Raw genomic sequence first — 19,980 nt, 5'->3', positions numbered from 1 at the left:
TTCCCCAGGTCAGCCGACCAACGACAAGCCCCGCGCTGCGGGCAGGGCGGGGCTTTGAGGGGGCGGGCGAAAGCGTGGGCCGGTCAGAGCGCCTGCATTTCCTTGTTCAGCGTGCTGCCGGCCGGGGCGGGCGCCGCAGCCGGGGCCGGGGCCGCCGACACGGGCCGGGTGGCGACGTCGGCCGGCACTTCCAGGTAGGGCAGGTTCAGCGCCGAGCTGGTCATGCGGCGGATCTCGTTGGTGAGCGCGGGCGTGTCGTTGATCTTGCGGCCATAGGACGGCACGATCTCCCGCAGGCGCGGCTTCCAGCCCGCTTCGGTCATCTGCTGCGGGAACACGCGGGTCATCAGGTTGATCATGATGTGCGGCGCCGTGGAGGCACCGGGCGAGGCGCCCAGCAGCGCGGCGATGGTGCCGTCCTTGTCCGCCACGATCTCGGTGCCGAACTGCAGCACGGCGCCTTCCTTCGGGTCGCGCTTGATGACCTGCACGCGCTGGCCGGCCACGGCCAGGCGCCAGTCTTCGCGCTTGGCGTTGGGAAAGTATTCCTGCAGCGCGCGCTGGCGGTCGTCGTCGGTCAGCGCGGCCTGCTGCACCAGGTACTTCACCAGGTCCAGGTTGTGGATGCCCACCCGCAGCATGCCGCCGATGTTGTCGTGGTTGATGGACGAGAACAGGTCGAACCACGAGCCCTCCTTGAGGAACTTGGTGGACTGCAGTGCGAAGGGGCCGAAGAGCACCACGTCCTTGCCGTCCAGCTTGCGCGCGTCGATGTGCGGCACCGACATCGGGGGCGAGCCTTCCGCTGCCTTGCCGTAGGCCTTGACGTCGTGGCGGGCGGTGATGGCGGGGTTCTCGATGGCGAGGAATTCGCCGCCCACGGGAAAGCCCGCGTAGTCGCGCGACTCGGGGATCCCCGAGGCCTGCAGCATCTTCAGTGCCGCGCCGCCCGCCCCCACGAAGACGAACTTCGCCTTCACGGTCCGCTCCCTGGCGCCGGCGGCCAGGTCGGCCACGGTCACGTTCCAGGTCTTGTCGGCGTTCTGGCGCAGCGCGCGCACTTCATGCTGCAGTTTCAGCGTGAAGTTGGGGCTCTTTTGCAGGCCCTGCATCAGCTGGTTCGTCACCACGCCGTAGTTCACGTCGGTGCCCAGCGGCATGTAGGTGGCGGCCACCTTCTGCGCGGGGTCGCGCCCCTCGATCAGCAACGGGGCCCAGGCCTTGATCTGGGCCTGGTCCTGCGAGAACTGCATGCCGTAGAAGAGCGGGTTCTTCGTCAGCGCGGCATGGCGTTTTTGAAGGTACTCGATGTTCGCGTCGCCCCACACGAAGCTCATGTGCGGCGTGGGGTTCACGAAGGTCTGCGGCTGCTGCATGTGGCCGCGGCCGATCTGGTGCGCCCAGAACTGGCGCGACACTTCGAACTGCTCGGCGATGCCCACGGCGCGCTTGGTCTCGATGGTGCCGTCCGGCAGCTCGGGGGTGTAGTTCAGCTCGGCGAAGCCGGAATGGCCGGTGCCGGCGTTGTTCCAGCCGTTGGAGCTTTCCAGCGCCACGCCATCCAGGCGCTCGAACACTTCGATCTTCCAGTCGGGCTGCAGCTCCTGCAGGTAGGTGGCCAGGGTCGTGCTCATCACGCCCGCGCCCACCATCACCACGTCCACCGGCTGCTCGTTCTCCGCAGCGGGCACCGAACGGGGCACCAGCGGCCACGTCAGGAACAGTGCCGCCGCCACCACCAGCGCCAGCAGGGCCACCGCCAGCGTCTTGATCGATCTCTTCATGTCATCCCTCGGCTGAATCCATAAAAAAAGCCTGCAAGCGCATTGCAGGCCTCGTCTCGGCCTGCATCGCATGAAGGCCTCGTTCATCCGGGATTGTCGCTTTAGGGGAAAAATTTGACTTTAGTCAATTGGTGTTAGTAGGTAGGCGCCGGCGCCGGGCGACCGCCGGGCCACGAACGAACGAACAGCGGCCCGGAAACGAAAAAACCGCCCGAAGGCGGTTTTCACGATTCGCTGACAGCGCACCCGTTACAAACGGCGGATGGCGGTGAGGCCATCCGGGCTGTTTGCCTGAAAGGTCAGGCGGCCAGGGCCAAGGCTTTCACCTTGGAGGACAGGCGGCTCTTGTCGCGAGCGGCCTTGTTCTTGTGGAAGATGCCCTTGTCGGCGACGGTGTCGACGACGGCCTGCATCTTCGCAAACAGTTCGGTGGCCTTCGTCTTGTCGCCGGCCAGCACGGCCTTCTCGACGTTCTTGACGGCGGTGCGGTACTTGGAACGCAGCGAGGTGTTGGCGGCGTTCAGCTTCACGTCCTGGCGGACGCGCTTGCGGCCGGAGGCGAGACGGGGGTTCTTTTTCTTGGGCTTGGCGGATGCCATGGGGTATTCCTTGAGTTGTCTGAGGATGATGTCGGCGAAGCCCGCGATTATAGCCCACCACCGAATGGGGACCGGCCGGGGCGCCAGGGCCGGCGCCTCCGGGCAAGGGCATACACTCGCGGCCGTGTCCCTGCTCAAAGCCGCCTCCACCGTTTCCCTGCTGACCCTGGCCTCCCGCGTGACGGGCCTGGCGCGCGACCTGCTGATGGCCTCGATGTTCGGCGCCAACGCGCTGACCGATGCCTTCAACGTCGCCTTCCGCATTCCCAACCTGTTTCGCCGCCTGTTCGCCGAGGGCGCCTTCAGCCAGGCCTTCGTGCCCGTGCTGGCCGGCCACAAGGCGCAGCACGGCGAGGAAGCGACGCGGGGGTTGATCGCCCATGTGGCCACGGTGCTGTTCTGGGCGCTGCTCGTGACCTGCGTCCTGGGCGTGGTCGGTGCGCCGTTCCTGGTGTGGGCGCTGGCCAGCGGGCTGCGGCAGACGGGCGTCGGCTACGACGCCGCCGTGCTGATGACGCGCTGGATGTTCCCCTACATCGGCTTCATGTCGCTGGTGGCGCTGTCGGCCGGCGTGCTCAACACCTGGAAGCGCTTCGCCGTGCCGGCCTTCACGCCGGTGCTGCTCAACGTCTGCATGATCGTGGCGGCCTGGCTGGGCGCGCCGCAGCTGGCCGCGCGCGGCATCGAGCCGATCTACGCCATGGCCGGCGGCGTGATGGTGGGCGGCGTGCTGCAGCTGGCGCTGCAGCTGCCGGCGCTGCACCGGCTGCGCCTGCTGCCGCGCATCGGCATGACCTGGGGCCGCGTGCGCCAGGCGCTGGCCGACCCGGCAGTGCGGCAGATCCTGCGGCTGATGGCGCCGGCCCTGCTGGGCGTGGGCGTGGCGCAGATCTCGCTCATGATCAACACGCAGATCGCGTCGTACCTGACGCCGGGCAGCGTGACCTGGCTCTTCTATGCCGACCGGCTGATGGAATTCCCGACCGCGCTGCTGGGCGTGGCCCTGGGCGTGGTGCTAACGCCGCAGCTCGCGGCGGCCAAGGCGGCGGGCGATGCCGAGCGCTACTCGGCCATGCTCGACTGGGGCCTGCGCATCGTCGTGCTGCTGGCCGTGCCCAGCGCCGTGGCGCTGCTGACCTTCGCGGAGCCGCTGGTGGCCACGCTGTTCCACCACGGCGCGCTGCAGGACCGCGACGTGGGGCAGATCGCCCTGGCATTGGCCGGCTACGGCGCCGGCCTGGTCGGGCTGGTGGCGATCAAGGTGCTGGCGCCGGGCTACTACGCCAGCCAGGACATCCGCACACCCGTGCGCATCGCCATCGCCGTGCTGGTCTTCACGCAGTTGCTCAACGTGGCGCTGGTGCCTTGGATCGCGCATGCCGGGCTCGCGCTTTCCATCGGCCTGGGCGCGGTGCTGAACGCGCTGTGGCTGCTGGTGGGCCTGCTGCGCCGGGGCAGCTTCAAGCCGCAACCGGGCTGGACGCAGTTCGCGCTGCAGGTGGTGGCGGCCAGCGCGCTCCTGGCCATCTTCCTGGTGTGGGGGGCGCAGCATTTCGACTGGCTGGCGATGCGCGCCGACGCGCTGCGGCGCGCGGGGCTGCTGGCGCTGTTGCTGCTGGGCGCGGCAGCCATCTATTTCGGCGCGCTCGCGGCGTCCGGGCTGCGGCTGCGCCGATTGCTGCGCCGGTAACGGCCCGGTGCGGTGCATAAAAGCCCCTGCGCTTGACGCCCCCGGCGCGCTGACCGTACAACCGGCGCCATGGCCCTGCAATTTTCCGTCCCGACGCCGCTCGAGTACTTCGCCGCCCTGGTGAGCGAAAGCGAAGACTTGCCGCTGCTCGAGGCGGCCGCCTCCATCGCCCACGACGAATATCCCGACCTGGACGTGCAGCAGCTGCTGGGCGATGTCGACCAGCTGCAGGCGCGGCTGCAGCGCCGGCTGCCGGCCGATGCCTCCGAGCTGCAGCGGCTGCGCACGCTCAACCAGTTCTTCTTCGGCGACCTGGGCTTCGGCGGCAACCTGAACGACTACTACGACCCCGACAACAGCTATCTCAACGCCGTGCTGCGCACGCGGCGCGGCATTCCGATCTCGCTCGCCATCCTGTGGCTGGAGCTGGCCCAGGGCCTGGGCCTGGAGGCCCATGGCGTCTCGTTCCCCGGACATTTCATGGTCAAGGTGCTGCTGCCCAAGGGCCAGGTGGTGATGGACCCCATGACCGGCCGGTCGCTGTCGCGCGAAGACCTGAGCGAGCGGCTCGACCCCTACCAGCGGCGGCAGGGGCTGGCGGGCGACGACGACGTGCCCATGGGCCTGTACCTGCAGGCCGCGCCGGCGCGGGACATTCTGGCGCGCATGCTGCGCAACCTCAAGGAAATCCACCGCTCGCAGCAGGACTGGCCCCGGCTCATCGCCGTGCAGGACCGGCTGCTGGTGCTGCAGCCCCAGGCCTGGGCCGAGTGGCGCGACCGGGGCCTGGCCCATGCCGAGCACGGCAATGCGCGCCAGGCGGTGACCGACCTGGAGACCTACCTCGCCCAGGCGGACGAGGGGCTGGACGTGGCCGCCATCACCGAGCGGGTGGGGTCGCTGCGCCGCACGCTCGGCGGCCAGCGCTGATCCGCGCGCCCGCGCTGCTCAATCCCCGCTGCCGCGCCGCAGCGCCAGCCACGCCGCCACGGCGGTGAAGGCCGCCAGCACCGCCACGATCACCCAGAAGCCGTGCGGCGCGTCGGCCAGCGGCACGCCGCCCACGTTCATGCCGAAGAGGCCGGTGAGGATGTTGATGGGCAGCGCCAGCACGGTCACCACCGTCAGCACGAACAGGCTGCGGCTGTTGGCCTCCTGCACGTTGGCGGCCACCTCTTCCTGCAGCAGCTTGATGCGCTCCTGCAGGCCCTGCATGTCGCGCAGCACCACCGAGAATTCCTCCGATGCATCGCGCAGCTCCTGCGCATCGCCCTCGGCCATCCAGCCGGGCGGGCGCTGCAGCAGCCGAAAGAGCGCGGCGGGCTCGGGCGCCAGCAGCCGCTGCAGGCGCACCAGCAGGCGCCGCAGCTGCCCCAGGCGTGCGCGCTTGTGGTCCAGCCGGCCGGCGAGCAGTTCGTCCTCGATGCGGTCCAGGCGCTGGGTGACGCCGCGCACGATGCCCACCAGCCCGTCGGCCTGCGTGCGCATCAACTGCTCCAGCAGGGCCACGCTGGAGCGCGGGCATTCGCCCTCGCGCACGGCGGTGCGCAGCGCATCGACCGAGCGCAGCGGCTGCGTGCGGGCGGTGATGACCAGGCGCGGCGTGACGCCGATCCACAGCGTGGCGAAGTCCATCGGCTCGAAAGCGAAGTCGAAGTGCACGTCGTTCAGCACGGCGATCAGCGTGTCGTCGTCGCGCTCGATGCGGGTGGAGTGGGAGCCGTCGCCCAGCGCCTCGAAGAAGGCCGCGGGCAGGTCGGCGTGACGCTGCACCCAGCGCACTGCCTGCGCGTGGCTCAGGTTGAAGTGCAGCCAGAGGAAGGCGGGCGCCGGCTCGCTCGCGGGCGCTTCGGCGGCCAGCCAGGCGGCGGCGCCGGCCGTGTCGATGGCCTGGGGCGCGCAGCCTTCGCGTAGCACGTAGCCGCAGATCAGGCCAGCCGCGTCGCCGCCGTAGTGGGACGCGAGGGCTTCCGGGGCGAACATGCGGCGGCTTGTAGGAAAAGGGTCGGCGGGGGCGTGCGATCAGGGCGCGATATTGCCCTGATCGCGTGACAGGCATGTGACGGCCGTGCAACATGTCATGAGACTGTCACCGCCCGGCGCGACCATGGCGCCTTCTTTCATCGGGCCGCTTTCTCTCATGTTCACCAACACTTCTCTCGACACGCAGGATCTCATGCAGCGCATCGCCAGCGAATTGATGGACGGCTACGACGAAGAGCTGGAGCTGGAGATCGAGGACCGCGAACTCGACGGCTCCGGCCAGGCCCTGCCGCTCGACAAGGCGGCGCGGCAGGCGTATTTCCGCGAGCTCTTCCGCCTGCAGGGCGAGTTGGTCAAGCTGCAGGACTGGGTGCAGCACACCCGCCAGAAGGTGGTCATTCTTTTCGAGGGGCGCGACGCGGCCGGCAAGGGCGGCGTCATCAAGCGCATCACCCAGCGCCTGAACCCCCGCGTGGCCCGCGTGGCGGCGCTGCCCGCGCCCAACGACCGCGAACGCACGCAGTGGTACTTCCAGCGCTACGTGGCGCACCTGCCAGCGGCCGGCGAGATCGTGCTGTTCGACCGCAGCTGGTACAACCGCGCCGGTGTCGAGCACGTGATGGGCTTTTGCACCGACGAGGAGTATGAAGAGTTCTTCCGCTCGGTGCCCGAGTTCGAGAAGATGCTGGTGCGCTCGGGCATCACGCTCATCAAATACTGGTTCTCCATCACCGACGAGGAGCAGCACCTGCGGTTCCTCAGCCGCATCCACGACCCGCTCAAGCAGTGGAAGCTCAGCCCCATGGACCTGGAAAGCCGCAAGCGCTGGGAGGCCTACACCAAGGCCAAGGAAACCATGCTGGAGCGCACCCACATCCCCGAAGCGCCCTGGTGGGTGGTGCAGGCGGTGGACAAGAAGAAGGCGCGCCTGAATTGCATCGCCCATCTGCTGGATCAGCTGCCCTACACCGAGGTGCCGCATCCCGAAGTGGTGCTGCCCGAGCGCGTGCGCAACCCCGAGTACTTCCGCCAGCCGGTGCCGGCTGACATGTACGTGCCCGAGCGGTACTGAACCTCTACCTGCCGATGGCCGAGGGCGTGCCGGGGCGGCCAAACTGCCGCCAGGCCCGCCGCAGCTGCAGGTCGGAATGGAAGCCCGCCAGCGCCGCCGCCTGCGTGACGTTGCTGCCCGAGCGCAGGGCGGCCTCCGCCACCGCCAGGCGGATGCGGCGCAGGTATTCCAGCGGCGCGATGCCGGCATGCAGGGTGAAGAGCCGCGCCAGGTGGCGCGGCGAGGTGTGGGCCACCTCGGCCATGGCGGGCACCGTCCAGTCGGCCTGCGGCTGCTGGCCGATTGCGTCCTGCACCCGGTGCAGCGCGGCGTGCAGGTGATTGCGGTGGTGCAGGAAGGGCGACAGCTCCGGGTCGTGCGCGCCGCGCCGCATCCCCACCACCATGGTCTGCGCCACCTGCGCGGCGATCGCCGGGCCGCAGGTGGCGGCGATGCGGTCCAGCATCAGGTCGATGCCCGTGGTCACGCCCGCGCTGCTGTGCACCGGTCCGTCGGCCACGAACACCCGGTTGGCCACCACGTCGCAACGCGGCTCGGCCGCCTGCAGCTCGTCCAGATGCTGGTGGTGCGTGGTCGCCTGGCGGCCCGCCAGCAGGCCGGCGTGCGCGGCCAGCACCGCCCCGGCGCAGATGGTGACCAGTTCCAGCCGGCCCGCTGCCAGCCGCTGGCCGCGCAGCCAGTGCAGCAGGTCGCGGGCGCCCGCGCTGCCCACGTCGATGGTCTTGCCGGGTTGGCCCAGCAGCACGACCCACGCGGGCTCGCCGGCATTCCAGCGCTCGGGCAGGGGCGCGATCTGCGCCAGCTGCACGCCCACCGAGCCGCGCGTGGTGGGCGCCGGGCCGGCGAACTCGATGCGAAAGCGCTCGGCCTGCCCGGCTGCCACCAGGCACTGGTTGGCGATGCGCAAGGCCTCCGCCGGGCCGGCCCAGTCGAGCACCAGGCTGTCCTCCAGCAACACGAAGACGACGCGGATCAGGCCGCCGGCGGAGGCTGCTGCGGTGGTTCGGACCATGCGTAATCCATCTGCCGCGCCGTGCGCAGCGCCAGTGCGCGGCTGGCCAGGCGCTCGACCAGGTGCAGGCTGAGGTCGATGCCGGCGCTGATGCCCGCCGAGGTGTAGAGCCGGCCGCCCGGCTGCGCCACCCAGCGCACGCCCTCGCGCACCTGCAGCCCCGGGTGCTGGGCGCGCAGGTCGGCGATGTCTTCCCAGTGCGTGGTGGCCCCGCCTTGCCGCAGCACGCCGGCGTCGGCCAGCAGGAAGGCGCCGGTGCAGACGGCCGCCGTGATGCGCGCCCGGGCCGCCGCCCGGGCGATCCAGGCCAGCGTGTCGGAGCAGCGCCGCGCGGCATCCACCACGCCGCCGGGCACGACCAGTACGTCGGGCGGGGCGGCGTCCGCGAAGTCCGCGTCGGGCAGCACCTGCAGGCCGGCGCGGGCGCGCACGGCCTGGCGGGTGCGGGCCACGCAATACACCTCGAACGGCGCCGCCGCGCCGGGCGCCAGCCGCTCGGCCATGCGCACGGCGGTGGTGAAGACCTCGTAGGGGCCGGCCAGGTCCAGCGCCTCGACCTCGTCGAAGGCGAGCAGGGCGACGCGCAGCGGCGGGGCGCCTGCGGGCGTCATGCGGCGGCTCCGGCGCGGGCGAGCGCTTCGTCCACCGTGCAAAGGGTGGCGAAACGGCCGGCCAGCACGGTGGCCGTGCGTGCCTTGATGTCGGCGGCGGCCAGCGGCGTGCCGTCCGGCTGCTGCATGTCGTAGGTCAGGGTGGCGTCGGTCACGTAGTCCACCTCCCAGCCCAGGTCCGACGCATGGCGGGTGGTGGTCTCGCAGCACTGCTCGGTGCGGATGCCGCTCACGATCAGCCGCCCGATGCCGTTGCGGGTGAGCCAGACGTCCAGCCCGGTGCCGACCAGCGCGCTGTGGCGGTGTTTCAGGAACCGGGCGGCTTCGTCGAACGGCGCCAGGCCTTCCAGCGGCCGCACGTGGCCGGATTCGACGGCGAACGGGTTGGAAGGCTCGGCCGGCCCATCGGCATGGAGCACCCGCACGACGCGCACGCCGCGTTCCGCGCAGCCGGCGATGAGCGCGTTTTGCGCGGCCAGGTAGGGCGGCATGTCGCGCTCGGTGGAATAGGGGCGGTGGCGGAACGATTCCTGCGCGTCGATCACAATCAGACAGGTTTTCACGAGAGGGCTCCAGCAGGGTGGGTGTCGAAGCCCAGATTTTTCCGGCGCTGGACGCCGGCGTCCCGCCGCAAGCCGACGGGAATCGATCATTTTCGGACGGATTGTCGTGGGAAGGTGCGCCAGCCGCGGCGGCGAAGATCGGCGCGCACGGGCGGGCTGCGCCAGCGCCCGTGGCGGACCCGGCCGGCCGGACCTGCTTCACACCAGCCGGGCGGCTTCCAGCTCTTTCTTCAGGTAGGCGTAGAAGAGCGGCGCCGCGACCAGGCCGGCGGGGCCGAACACCGCCTCGGCCACGAACATCACCGACAGCAGTTCCCACACGCCCATGTGGGTGCGCAGGCCCACCACCTTGGCGTTGATGACGTATTCGGCCTTGTGGATGAGTATGAGGAAGGCCAGGCACGCGGCGGCGGCCACGGGCGATACCGACAGTCCGACGATGGTGATGACCACGTTGCACAGCAGGTTGCCCACGATGGGCACCAGCCCGGCGACGAAGGTCAGCGTGATGAGGGCCGGCGTGTAGGGCAGGCGCAGGTCCCAGAGCGGCAGCACCAGCACCAGGAAGAGGGCGGTCAGCAGTGTGTTGAACGCGGCGATCCAGAACTGCGCGGCGACGATCTGGCGGAAGGCCTCGCCCAGCAGCGTCACGCGCTGCGACAGGTGGCGCACCAGCGGGCCGCGCAGGCCATGCGGCACGCGCACGGCGGCCAGCGCGCCGATCAGCAGGCCCACGTAGGCGTAGAGCAGGGCGCCCAGCCAGGCGCGGCCGGCCACGGCCAGGGCGCCGGCCTGCGCGCCCAGGTAGCTGGCGATGATGCGCTGGATCTCCTGCGCGCCCTCGGGCAGCTGCGCGGCGATGTCGGCGGGCAGCTTCAGGCGCAGCTCCAGCACCGTGCGGGCCATGAAGTCCAGCAGGTCGCGGTACTGCTGGGGCGCGTCCACCACGTAGGTGCGCGAGTGCGACAGGGCCAGCATCACCGCCAGCACCGGCCCCACCATCACCACCGCCGCGGCGATCACCTCGGCTGGCCGGCGTGCGAGGCGCGTGGCGCCCAGCCGCCCCGCCAGCCAGCGGGTGAGCAGAAAGCCCAGGCACACGCACAGCAGCCCCGGCAGCAGGCCGCGCCACATCACCAGCAGCAGCGTGGCCGCCACCAGCAGGTAGCTGGCGGCGGCCACGCTGCGTGCGACCGGGGGCGCCCCGGGCGCGGCCAGGGCGACGTCGGTGCGGGCGGGCACGACGGGTTCTTTCACACCTTTCTCAGGCCACCACGACGGGCGCGCCGTCCGCGCGTTCGGCGATCCTGCCGATGGCGTACACCGTCTCGCCGGCGGCGCGCAGCGTGGCGGCCGCGGCCTCGGCCGCTTCCGCCGCCACCACCACCACCATGCCGATGCCGTTGTTGAAGGTGCGGTTCATCTCGATGTCGTCGATGCCGGCGGTCTTCTGCAGCCAGGCGAAGAGTTCGGTCTGCGGCCAGCTGCCGGCCTGCAGGTGCGCGGCCAGGCCGTCAGGCAGCACACGCGGGATGTTCTCCAGCAGCCCGCCGCCGGTGATGTGGGCCAGCGCCTTGATGCCGCCGGCCGCCGGCGTGTGCGGGTGCTGGGCCAGGGCGGCCAGCACGTTCTTCACGTAGAGGCGGGTGGGCTCCATGATGGCCTGCTTGAAGGGCTTGCCGTCCAGCGTGGCCGGGGCCGAGTCGCCCGCGCGGTCGATGCACTTGCGCACCAGGCTGAAGCCGTTGGAGTGCACGCCGGCGGAAGCCAGGCCCAGCACGACGTCGCCCGCGGCCACTTCCCTGCCGGTCAGGATCTTCGACTTCTCGACCGCGCCGACGGCGAAGCCCGCCAGGTCGTATTCGCCGGCCGGGTACATGCCGGGCATTTCGGCGGTTTCGCCACCGATCAGCGCGCAGCCCGACAGCTCGCAGCCCCGGGCGATGCCGCCCACCACCGCGGCGGCCGTGTCCACGTCGAGCTTGCCGCAGGCGAAATAGTCGAGGAAGAAGAGCGGCTCGGCGCCCTGCACCAGCACGTCGTTCACGCTCATGGCCACCAGGTCGATGCCGACGGTGTCATGCATGTTCCATTCGAAGGCCAGCTTGAGCTTGGTGCCCACGCCGTCGGTGCCGCTGACCAGCACCGGTTCCTGGTAGCGCTTGGGCACCTCGAACAGCGCGCCGAAGCCGCCGATCCCCGCCAGCACGCCCTCGCGCATCGTCTTCTTGGCCAGCGGCTTGATGCGCTCGACCAGCGCGTCGCCCGCGTCGATGTCGACGCCGGCGTCTTTGTAGGAAATGGGGGTGTTGGAGGCGGAAGAGCTCATGGAATGGAAGGGGCTGGTGGCCCGCGCGGCGGGCCGGAACCGGTGGATTTTAAGCGGCTGGCCGCAGCGGCCCGGCCAATGACCACGCATGGGCCGGGCCGTCCGCGCAGCCGCCGCATGCGGGCGAAAGCGCCCGTGGGCCTGGGCGGCAGCTAAAATCCCTCGCCGCACGCCCGTTTCGAGCCCCGGGGCGGTGCGCGCACTTGCCGGAGGCGAGACGCTCCTGGCGCCTCGCCTCTCGCGGGCTTTCACCCGTCCCGTCCCGGTGCTGGCCCGTCCCGTCCGTTCCGCCGCTTCCGTCCAAGCCCCCGCCGTCCACATGCCTGCCCACCGCCTCCCGCCGCCCCATGCCGCCGCGCCGATCGCATCGCTCGGTCGCGATCGCGTGCGGCGTGCAGTTGCGGGGGCGACCGGGGCGGCCGCCCTGCGGAGTGCCCGCGCATGAAGCAGCTGGCGCTGGACATCGGCCTGGCCCCCGGCCCCACGCTCGACAGTTTCCACGCGGGCGAAAACACCGCAGCGCTGCAGCACCTGCGCCTGGCCGTGGGCGACGGCGCGCCGGCGGCGCCGCGCTCGCCGGTGCCCACCTACCTCTGGGGCGAGCACGGCAGCGGCAAGAGCCACCTGCTGAAGGCCGTGAGCGAGGCCCTGCGCGAGCAGGGCGGCAGCATCGGCTGGCTCGATGCCTCGGTGCGGTTCCCGACCGCCTTCGACGACCGCTGGACCGCCGTGGTGCTCGACGAGGTGCATCTCTACAACACCGCGCAGCAGGCCGCCGCCTTCAACTGGTTCGTCAATGCCATCAGCCCGGCCGTGGGCGCGCCGCGCTGGGTGCTGGCCGCCGGCGACCTGCCCCCGGCCGACCTGCCGCTGCGCGACGACCTGCGCAGCCGCCTGGGCTGGGGCGACGTGTTCCAGCTGCACCTGCTGGACGACGCCGAGCGCCGCGCCGTGCTGCGCGAGGAAGCCGGCGCGCGCGGCATCGCCCTGTCCGAAGAGGTGGTGGGCTTCATGCTGGCCCGCTTCTCGCGCGACCTGGGCAGCCTGATGGAGTTGCTGGGCAAGCTCGACAGCTTCGCCCTGCAGACCCGCCGCGCCGTGACCATTCCGCTGCTCAAGACCATGCTGGAGACCGAGTGAGGGGCGCACCCGCCCCTGCACCCGCGCCCGGCCTCTCACCTGCTACATGACCGATTCGCCCTCCCGCCGTCCGCGCCTCGCCCTGTTCGACCTCGACCACACGCTGCTGCCGCTCGATTCCGATTACGAGTGGGGCGAATTCACCATCCGCCTGGGCTGGTGCGACCGCACCGAGTTCGGCCGCCGCAACGACGCCTTCTACGCCGACTACCAGGCCGGCACGCTGGACGTGCTGGACTACGTGCGGTTCGCCACCGAGGCGGTGCGCCTGCGGGGCCCCGAAGCCAGCCGCGCGGCGCATGACCGGTTCATGCAGGAGGTCATCGCCCCCGCCATCCGGCCCGAGGCGCTGGCGCTCTTGCGCAGCCACCGCGATGCCGGCGACGAGGTGGTCATCATCACCGCCACCAACGAATTCGTGACCGGCCCCATCGCCCAGGCGCTGGGCGTGCAGCACCTGCTGGCCGTCGAGCTGCAGCGCGACGCCAGCGGCTGGATCACCGGCGAGGTGCAAGGCACTCCCTCCATGCGCGAAGGCAAGGTGCGGCGCATGGACGACTGGCTCCAGGCCCGTGGCTGGGGCTGGAGCGATGTGGAAACCACCTTCTACAGCGACTCGCTCAACGACGTTCCCCTGCTGGAAAGAGTCGATCATCCGGTGGCCACCAACCCCGACCCGCGCCTGCGCGCGCTCGCCCAGCAACGTGGCTGGCGCATCCTGGACCTGTTCCCTTCCAACCCATGATCAAGAAGTTCATCGACAAGCTGCTGGGCAAGGACTCCAGCTCCGCCCACGGCGGCAAGCACCGCTTCGGCAAGCGCGAGGAGGTGCCCGCATCCGTGCACGGCATCGACCCCGAACTGGTGGACCGCCGCGCGGCGGACGTGGTCCGCACCTTGAAGGAGGCCGGCTTCGAGGCCTACATCGTCGGCGGCGCCGTGCGCGACCTGCTGCTGGGCCTCAAACCCAAGGACTTCGACGTGGCCACCAATGCCACGCCCGAGCAGGTCAAGGGCCTCTTTCGCCGCGCCTTCATCATCGGCAAGCGCTTTCGCATCGTGCACGTGGTGCACGGCCGGGGGCGCGAGCACGAAGTGATCGAGGTGTCCACCTTCCGCGCCTACCTGGACAACACCGCCATCGAACAGCAGGTCAGCGGCAACGAGAAGACCTCGCGCGCGGCTCTCGCCGGCATGACGCATGCGGTGGACGCCAGCGGCCGCGTGCTGCGCGACAACGTCTGGGGCCCGCAGGACGAGGACGCCACGCGCCGCGACTTCACCGTCAACGCGATGTACTACGACCCGGAAACGCAGGTCGTCGTGGACTACCACAAGGGCATCCAGGACGCGAAGAAGAAGCTGCTGCGCATGATCGGCGACCCGGCCACCCGCTACCGCGAAGACCCGGTGCGCATCATCCGCGCCGTGCGCTTCTCGGCCAAGCTCGCGGGCCTGGGCTTTACCATCGAGCCCAAGACGGCAGGCCCGCTGATCGCCTCGCAGGCCCTGCTGGCCGACGTGCCGCAAAGCCGCATGTTCGACGAGATGCTCAAGCTGCTGCAGACCGGCCATGCCCTCGCCACCATCGCTCAGCTCAAAAAACTGGGCATGGCGACCGGCATCTACCCGCTGCTGGACGTGGTGGTGGAACGCGCCGACACGCCCTTCGTGCAGGCGGCGCTGACCGACACCGACCGCCGCGTGGGCGAAGGCAAGCCGGTGGCCCCGAGCTTCCTCCTGGCATGCGTGCTGTGGCAGGACGTGAAGACCGGCTGGGACCGGCGCCTGGCGCAGCGCGAGCACCCGTTTCCCGCGCTGCAGGGCGCCATCGACGACGTGTTCGACCAGCGCATCGGCGACGTGTCGGGCCGCGGCAAGCTGGCTGCCGACATGCGCGAGATCTGGGTGATGCAGCCGCGCTTCGACAAGCGCGCCGGCACCACGCCGTTCAGCATGGTCACGCACCTGCGCTTCCGCGCGGGCTTCGACTTCCTGCGCCTGCGCGCCGACGTGGGCGAGGTCGAGGAGTCGCTGGCCGAGTGGTGGCAGGAGTTCCAGCAGGCCGACGAGGCGCGTCGCCAGGACATGCTGGACCAGGCCCGCGAGGAGCAGCGCGCCCGCCAGAAGAAGGCCCAGCCGGTGGTGCGCCGCGTGCCCAAGCCGGCAGCGCCTGCCGCGCCGGGCAGCGTGTCCACCGCCAGCCAGCGGGACGAGGGCGTGCTGCCGAGCGACGGCCAGGCCGCAGGCCAGGACGAGCGCGACGCGCAGGACTTCGGCCGGTCTTCGGATGGCGAGTCCGGCAGCGCCCCCAAGAAGCGCCGCCGCCGTCGCCGCAAGCCCGGCAGTGGCGCCGGCGAGGGCGCGGCGCCGGACGCCGGTTCCGGCCCCGCGCACGATTGAGCGGGCGCGGCGTCGGATGACTGCCAGCTCCGCTTCGCCCCACACGCCCGCCATGCCGTCCCCGCCGCTCGCGGCATCCACGCATGCGGCAGGTGTCGCCATCCGGCCGGCCTGGATCGGCCTGGGCGCCAACCTCGGCGATGCGCCGGCCGCGCTGCGGGGCGCGCTGGAGGCCATCGCCCGCTGGCCGGGCAGCCGCGTCGTGCGCGTGTCGTCGCTCTACCGCAGCGCGCCGGTGGACGCGGGCGGCCCTGATTACTTCAACGCCGTGGCCGAGGTGGCAACGCCGTTCGCCCCGCCCGACCTGCTGCAGGCACTGCAGGCCATCGAGCAGGCTGCCGGCCGCAAGCGCCCCTATCGCAATGCGCCCCGCACCCTCGATCTGGACGTGCTGCTCTATGGCGAGGGCGGCGGCGAACGCATCGACACCCCCGCGTTGACCGTGCCCCATCCACGCATGCACGAACGGGCGTTCGTGCTCCATCCCCTGGCCGAGATCGCGCCCTGGCGGGTCGACGTGGCCCAGCTGGCGGCCGTGCAGGGGCAGCGGATCGAGCGGCTGGACGGGCGGTTCTGGGGCTGAAAGGAACGGCCCGAATCTGATCCTGCGACTCAGGCCGGCCAGCCCGATCGGCGCCGGCGCCTCTGCGCCCGCTCAATCCACCTTCGCGCCCGACGCCTTCACCACCTGCTGGTACTTCGCCCGCTCCGATGCCATGAACGCATCGAACTGCTCCGGCGTGGTGGGCACCGGCTCGGCCAGCAGGGCGGCGAAGCGGGTCTTGGTCTCGGGTGCCTTCAGCGCGTCGGTGAACGCCTTGTTCAGCTTGGCGACCACGGCCTTGGGCGTGCCGTGCGGGGCCACCAGGCCCCACCAGGTGTCGATGGAAAAGCCCTTGTACAGGCTCGAGAGCGCGGGCACGCCGGGCAGCATGGGGCTGGGTTCCAGCGAGGTGACGGCCAGCGCCTTGAGCTTGCCGGCGCGGATGTTCGGCGCGGCGGCGGCCAGGTTGTCGATGTTGAAATCGACCTCGCCCGCCAGCAGTGCCAGCTGCGCGGGGCTGGCGCCCCGGTAGGGAATGTGCAGCGCATAGATGCCGGCGCGCTGCTTGAACAGCTCGCCCGCCAGGTGGCCGGCGCTGCCGTTGCCGCCGCTGCCGTAGTTGAGCTTGGCGGGGTTCGCCTTGGCGTAGGCGACCAGGTCTGCCAGCGAGTGGATGTTCAACTGCTCGGCGCGCGCGGCGTTCACCACCACCACGTTGGGCACGCGCACCATCTGCGTGATGCCGACGAAATCCTTGGCGGCGTCGTAGGGCATGCGGGTGTAGAGCCAGGGGTTGACGGCATGCGTGGCGGTGGCCGAAATACCGATGGTCAGCCCGTCCGGCGCGGCCTTGGCCACCACGTCGGCGCCGATGTTGCCGCCCGCGCCGGGCTTGTTGTCGATCACCACCACGCCCAGAGCGTCGCGCACCCGTTCGGCCAACGCGCGTGCGGTGGCGTCGATCGGGCCACCGGGCGCGTAGGGCACGACGAGGCGAATGGGCGCGTCCTGCGCGAAGGCGAGCGGAGCGGCGAGGGAGCCAGCCAGAGCGGTGGCGCCAAGGAGGAGGGTTCTGCGGTTCATGAGCGGGGCCCTGGTACGTTGGAGAGGCATGGAAAAACGGAAGATGCGCGGCCGCCGGAGGCCGCCACGCGGGGTGCGCTGTCTGGCAGGGGCGGGGCCGCCGCTGCCGCGACGAGCGACCGCAAGCGAAAGGGATTGTCCGCTGCCTGATGCCCGTGCGGGGAGCCGGGCAGGCCTTGGCTTTTGGCTGCGGCCTCCGGTCCCGCTCCACGGAACGCGCCGGCCCGGGCGATCAGCCGGCGTGCTTGTCGGCTTCCGAGGTGAAGGCATCGGCGAAGAAGTCGTCCGGCGGCAGGCCGCGCGCGGCGGTGTAGGCGGCGCGGGCCGACTCGACCACGACGGGCGCGCCGCAGGCATACACCTGGTGGCCCGACAGGTCGGCGAAGTCGTCCAGCACGGCCTGGTGCACGAAGCCGGTGCGGCCGGTCCAGGCGTCTTCCGGCAGCGCATGCGACACCACCGGCACGTAGCGCAGCTGCGGCATGTCGGCCAGGCGCTCGCGCAGCCAGGCGTCCAGGTACAGGTCGCCCGGGCGGCGGCCGCCCCAGTAGAGCGTGGTGGGCCGCTCGATGCCCTTGAACCGCATGTGCTCGATCAGCGCCTTGACGGGCGCGAAGCCGGTGCCCGAGGCCAGCAGCACGATGGGCTTGTCCGAGTCCTCGCGCAGGAAGAAGCTGCCGAACGGGCCTTCGATCCGCAGGATCTCCTTTTCCTTCATGCCGGTGAAGACGTGGTCGGTGAAGCGCCCGCCTGGCATGTGGCGGATGTGCAGCTCCACGCCCGGCGCCTCGGCCTGGCTGTGCGGTGCGGTCGCCATCGAATAGGCGCGCCGGGCGCCGTCCCTCAGGATGAATTCGATGTACTGGCCGGCGTGGTAGCGGAAGGTGTCCGCCGCCGGCAGCTGCAGCCGCACGATCATCACGTCGTGAGAGGCGCGGGTGAGCGACGACACGCGCACCGGCAGCTTCTTGATCGGGAAAGCGCTCTCGTCGGTGACGTGGCGCGACTCCAGCACCACGTCGGTCAGCGGCTGCGCGCAGCAGGTCAGCACGAAGCCGGCGTCGGCCTCGGCGGGCGAGAGCGCCTTGGCCTGGTGGTCGCCGTGCACCACCGAGCCGCTGAGCTTCTTGCATTTGCACGAGCCGCAGGCGCCGTCCTTGCAGCCGTAGGGCAGGCCGACGCCGCTGCGGATGGCCGCCGCCAGGATGGATTCGCCCGCCTGGGCCGTGAAGGTGCGCCCGCTGGGCTGCACGCTGATCTGGACTGCCGCCGCTGCGGTCTCTGCGCTCGTCATGGTGTGGGTATCCTCGGGTTCTCTGCGGCGCGGTGCCGGTCGCATCGCGTTCTTCTCAGCTCGACGGACTTTCGATTTTGCCTTCAAACCAGAACCCCCTCGGCGCCCTGCCGGTGCGCTTTCGGCGCCAGCGCGTGCTCATCATCGGCTGCGGCGACGTGGGGCTGCGCGCGGCGCGTGCGCTGGGCGCGCAGGCGGGGGGGCCCCGGCCTCGCGTGCTGGCGCTCACCTCCAGCCCCGGGCGGGCGCCCGCGCTGCGGGCGGCGGGCATCGTGCCGCTGGTCGGCAACCTCGACCACTTCGCCACGCTGCGGCGGCTGTCGGGCCTGGCCACGCGGGTGCTGCACCTGGCCCCGCCGCCGGGTGAGCGCGACTGCGGCCCCGAATGGTGGCGCGACAACCGCACCGTGGCGCTGGCGCGCGCGCTGCGCCTGCGCACGCTGCCGGCGGCCCTGGTGTACGGCTCCACCAGCGGGGTGTATGGCGACTGCGGCGGCGCGCTGGTGACCGAGGCCCGCCCGGTGGCGCCCGCCACGCCCCGCGCCCAGCGCCGCGTGAACGCGGAGCGCGCCGTGCGCCACCTGGGCCGCGCCGGCGTGCGTGCCAGCATCCTGCGCATTCCGGGCATCTACGCGCCCGACCGCGAGGGCGGCACGCCCGAGGCCCGGCTGCGGCGCGGCACGCCGGTGCTGGCGCCCGAGGACGACGTGTTCACCAACCATATCCATGCCGACGACCTGGCGCGGGCCTGCGTCGCGGCCCTGTGGCGCGGCCGGGCCCAGCGCTGCTACCACGCCAGCGACGACAGTCACATGAAGATGGGCGACTACTTCGACCTGGCGGCCGACCTGTACGGCCTGCCGCGCCCGCCGCGCGTGGCGCGCAGCGCCGCCCAGCAGTCGCTGCCGGTGTCGCTGCTGAGCTTCATGGGCGAATCGCGGCGCCTGAACGCCACCCGCATGGCGCGGGAGCTGCGGGTGCCGCTGCACTATCCGACCGTGGCCCAGGGCCTGCGCGGGCAGCGAGCCTGAGTGGGCACAGGGGCCGGCAGCGCACGCACGCGCCGGCACCCGGCCTTGCCTACCGGGGGTAGATGTTGCCCTGCCGGTCGTAGCAGCGGAACACGTTGCACTGCGTGATCTCGGCCGGCCGCACGGGCACCGGGCGGGGGGGCACCACGACCACCGGCGGCCCGTAGTAGGGGGGCGCATAGCCTGGCGCCGTGGGGTAGGGCGTGGCGTAGGCCGGCCGCCCGGCACGCGCCCGTTCGGCCTCCAGGTACTGCGCCGGGCCCAGGCAAGCCTGGTCGGCCTGGCGCTGCGCCGCGTCGAGCCGCGTGGCCTCGTCCACCATGCCCCGGCCCAGGGTGGCGGTCACTTCCTGCAGCTGGCGGCGGGCGCTGCGGCAGGCGGCCGACTGGGACGGGTCGGGAGCGGCGTCGTGGCGGGGCTGGGCGCGGCGTTCGCGGGCGTCCCGGGCGTCCCGGGCGTCCTGGAGCCGCTGCTGTTCGGCTTCGGCCTGCAGGCGCTCCTGCCGGCGCTCCAGCGCCTGGGCCGCCTGTTCGCGCTCCTGCCGGATTTCCTCGTCCGTCTTGCGCGGCTCCACCTCGCGGGTGGCTGCGCCGCTGCCGCAACGGCCGTCGGTGTAGGTCACCTTGCCCGTGGCCGGGTCGGTGCAGCGCAGCACCTGGGCCTGGGCGGCCCCGTGCAGCGCCAGCCCAGCCGCCAGCACGGTGGCCATGGCCGTGACTTTGGCCAGGCGCGGGCGCCGGGCGATGGGGCGGCGGGGGATGGACGGCATGGTCGGCTCGTGGGACGCGTGGGACGCGTGGGGATGGGCGGGAGGGCGGCGGGGAGTGGACGGGCGGGGCGGG

At 71.4% G+C, this 19,980-nt stretch carries 19 protein-coding genes; 8 read left to right on the top strand and 11 right to left on the bottom strand.

Annotated features, from left to right (window positions below; all coding sequences use genetic code 11):
- Positions 1 to 83 precede the first annotated feature (83 nt).
- On the bottom strand, positions 84 to 1,784 hold the full coding sequence (gene mqo / locus ABWV53_RS10470) for a malate dehydrogenase (quinone) (protein ID WP_353365581.1): 1,701 nt from the start codon (positions 1,782 to 1,784) through the stop codon (positions 84 to 86).
- A gap of 299 nt (positions 1,785 to 2,083) precedes the next feature.
- Positions 2,084 to 2,383, bottom strand: coding sequence for a 30S ribosomal protein S20 (rpsT, locus tag ABWV53_RS10465; RefSeq protein ID WP_056667890.1), 300 nt, complete (start codon positions 2,381 to 2,383; stop codon positions 2,084 to 2,086).
- A 124-nt stretch (positions 2,384 to 2,507) separates the two neighbouring features.
- Here rpsT and murJ point away from each other — a divergent pair, with 124 nt between their 5' ends.
- Both murJ and ABWV53_RS10455 read left to right on the top strand, forming a co-directional pair.
- Positions 2,508 to 4,073, top strand: coding sequence for a murein biosynthesis integral membrane protein MurJ (gene murJ, locus ABWV53_RS10460; protein WP_353365578.1), 1,566 nt, complete (start codon positions 2,508 to 2,510; stop codon positions 4,071 to 4,073).
- Positions 4,074 to 4,142: 69 nt separating this feature from the next.
- Complete coding sequence (locus tag ABWV53_RS10455; protein ID WP_353365576.1) at positions 4,143 to 5,003, top strand: SirB1 family protein; 861 nt, start codon at positions 4,143 to 4,145, stop codon at positions 5,001 to 5,003.
- A gap of 18 nt (positions 5,004 to 5,021) precedes the next feature.
- Here the strand turns inward: ABWV53_RS10455 and ABWV53_RS10450 are convergent, their stop codons facing one another.
- Positions 5,022 to 6,056: a transporter gene (locus ABWV53_RS10450; protein ID WP_353365574.1), complete on the bottom strand. Its 1,035-nt coding sequence runs from the start codon at positions 6,054 to 6,056 to the stop codon at positions 5,022 to 5,024.
- 157 nt (positions 6,057 to 6,213) lie between these two features.
- Between ABWV53_RS10450 and ppk2 the strand changes: the two genes are divergently transcribed.
- Complete coding sequence (gene ppk2 / locus ABWV53_RS10445; protein ID WP_353365572.1) at positions 6,214 to 7,128, top strand: polyphosphate kinase 2; 915 nt, start codon at positions 6,214 to 6,216, stop codon at positions 7,126 to 7,128.
- A 4-nt stretch (positions 7,129 to 7,132) separates the two neighbouring features.
- Here ppk2 and ABWV53_RS10440 read toward each other — a convergent pair whose 3' ends face one another.
- The 5 genes from ABWV53_RS10440 to purM form a co-directional block, all read right to left on the bottom strand.
- The gene (locus tag ABWV53_RS10440) at positions 7,133 to 8,140 is read right to left on the bottom strand and encodes a GlxA family transcriptional regulator (protein ID WP_353365570.1); all 1,008 of its coding nucleotides are present in this window, start codon (positions 8,138 to 8,140) and stop codon (positions 7,133 to 7,135) included.
- A complete protein-coding gene (locus tag ABWV53_RS10435) occupies positions 8,101 to 8,751 on the bottom strand; it encodes a DJ-1/PfpI family protein (protein ID WP_353365568.1) in 651 nt (216 codons plus the stop codon). The genes ABWV53_RS10440 and ABWV53_RS10435 overlap by 40 nt, the downstream gene beginning before the upstream one ends.
- Positions 8,748 to 9,314, bottom strand: coding sequence for a cysteine hydrolase family protein (locus ABWV53_RS10430; RefSeq protein ID WP_353365566.1), 567 nt, complete (start codon positions 9,312 to 9,314; stop codon positions 8,748 to 8,750). Before ABWV53_RS10430 ends, ABWV53_RS10435 begins: the two co-directional genes overlap by 4 nt.
- 198 nt (positions 9,315 to 9,512) lie before the next feature.
- The gene (locus ABWV53_RS10425; RefSeq protein WP_502903866.1) at positions 9,513 to 10,571 is read right to left on the bottom strand and encodes an AI-2E family transporter; all 1,059 of its coding nucleotides are present in this window, start codon (positions 10,569 to 10,571) and stop codon (positions 9,513 to 9,515) included.
- A gap of 7 nt (positions 10,572 to 10,578) precedes the next feature.
- Positions 10,579 to 11,643 carry a phosphoribosylformylglycinamidine cyclo-ligase gene (purM, locus tag ABWV53_RS10420; protein WP_353365564.1) on the bottom strand — a complete coding sequence of 355 codons (1,065 nt, stop codon included), beginning with the start codon at positions 11,641 to 11,643 and terminating at the stop codon, positions 10,579 to 10,581.
- Positions 11,644 to 12,084: 441 nt separating this feature from the next.
- On the opposite strand from purM, the gene hda reads away from it, so the two are divergent.
- From hda to folK, 4 genes are read left to right on the top strand one after another with little or no spacing between them, the layout of a single operon-like run.
- On the top strand, positions 12,085 to 12,783 hold the full coding sequence (hda, locus tag ABWV53_RS10415; RefSeq protein WP_353365562.1) for a DnaA regulatory inactivator Hda: 699 nt from the start codon (positions 12,085 to 12,087) through the stop codon (positions 12,781 to 12,783).
- Between the two features lie 46 nt (positions 12,784 to 12,829).
- Entirely contained in the window at positions 12,830 to 13,528 is a 699-nt protein-coding gene (locus tag ABWV53_RS10410; RefSeq protein ID WP_353365560.1) for a histidinol-phosphatase, read from the top strand.
- A complete protein-coding gene (gene pcnB / locus ABWV53_RS10405) occupies positions 13,525 to 15,186 on the top strand; it encodes a polynucleotide adenylyltransferase PcnB (protein ID WP_353365558.1) in 1,662 nt (553 codons plus the stop codon). Before ABWV53_RS10410 ends, pcnB begins: the two co-directional genes overlap by 4 nt.
- A 52-nt stretch (positions 15,187 to 15,238) precedes the next feature.
- A complete protein-coding gene (folK, locus tag ABWV53_RS10400) occupies positions 15,239 to 15,769 on the top strand; it encodes a 2-amino-4-hydroxy-6-hydroxymethyldihydropteridine diphosphokinase (RefSeq protein WP_353365556.1) in 531 nt (176 codons plus the stop codon).
- A gap of 72 nt (positions 15,770 to 15,841) precedes the next feature.
- Here folK and ABWV53_RS10395 read toward each other — a convergent pair whose 3' ends face one another.
- Both ABWV53_RS10395 and ABWV53_RS10390 read right to left on the bottom strand, forming a co-directional pair.
- On the bottom strand, positions 15,842 to 16,813 hold the full coding sequence (locus ABWV53_RS10395; RefSeq protein WP_353365554.1) for a Bug family tripartite tricarboxylate transporter substrate binding protein: 972 nt from the start codon (positions 16,811 to 16,813) through the stop codon (positions 15,842 to 15,844).
- 232 nt (positions 16,814 to 17,045) lie between these two features.
- Positions 17,046 to 18,107: a CDP-6-deoxy-delta-3,4-glucoseen reductase gene (locus ABWV53_RS10390; protein ID WP_353365552.1), complete on the bottom strand. Its 1,062-nt coding sequence runs from the start codon at positions 18,105 to 18,107 to the stop codon at positions 17,046 to 17,048.
- 77 nt (positions 18,108 to 18,184) lie between these two features.
- Between ABWV53_RS10390 and ABWV53_RS10385 the strand changes: the two genes are divergently transcribed.
- Entirely contained in the window at positions 18,185 to 19,138 is a 954-nt protein-coding gene (locus ABWV53_RS10385; RefSeq protein ID WP_353365550.1) for an NAD-dependent epimerase/dehydratase family protein, read from the top strand.
- A gap of 49 nt (positions 19,139 to 19,187) precedes the next feature.
- Here ABWV53_RS10385 and ABWV53_RS10380 read toward each other — a convergent pair whose 3' ends face one another.
- Positions 19,188 to 19,907, bottom strand: coding sequence for a DUF4124 domain-containing protein (locus tag ABWV53_RS10380; protein ID WP_353365548.1), 720 nt, complete (start codon positions 19,905 to 19,907; stop codon positions 19,188 to 19,190).
- Positions 19,908 to 19,980: the final 73 nt, after the last annotated feature.

The sequence above is a fragment of the Acidovorax sp. FG27 genome, from assembly GCF_040365715.1.
In the GTDB taxonomy this organism is placed as follows: Bacteria; Pseudomonadota; Gammaproteobacteria; order Burkholderiales; family Burkholderiaceae_C; genus Paracidovorax.
Note: the sequence above shows the minus strand (reverse complement) of the source record. Positions and strands in the feature narration are given on the sequence as shown.